The 319-nt window shown below is 62.4% G+C and carries 1 protein-coding gene; it reads left to right on the top strand.

Going from position 1 to position 319, the window contains the following annotated elements:
* Positions 1-319, top strand: a 319-nt coding sequence (locus tag SB753_RS35930) for a DNA gyrase subunit A (protein WP_410804856.1), incomplete at both ends; no start/stop codon positions are given.

Raw genomic sequence — 319 nt, 5'->3', positions numbered from 1 at the left:
GCGCAGGACTTTTCGCTGCGCTACATGCTGGTGGACGGCCAGGGCAACTTCGGTTCCGTCGACGGCGACAACGCCGCGGCCATGCGTTACACCGAAATCCGCATGGCGAAGATCGGCCACGAGCTGCTCGCCGACATCGACAAGGAAACGGTCGACTTCACGCCGAACTACGACGGCAGCGAAAACGAGCCGGCCATTCTGCCGGCGCGCATTCCCAATCTGCTGATCAACGGTTCGTCCGGCATCGCGGTCGGCATGGCGACGAATATTCCGCCGCACAACCTCAATGAGGTTGTCGACGCGTGCCAGCACCTGCTCA

This window comes from Paraburkholderia sp. SIMBA_053, from assembly GCF_046534895.1.
GTDB classification, from domain to species: domain Bacteria; phylum Pseudomonadota; class Gammaproteobacteria; order Burkholderiales; family Burkholderiaceae; genus Paraburkholderia; species Paraburkholderia caledonica.
The sequence above is the reverse complement of the archived record's forward strand: the minus strand, read 5'-3'. Positions and strand labels throughout refer to the sequence as shown.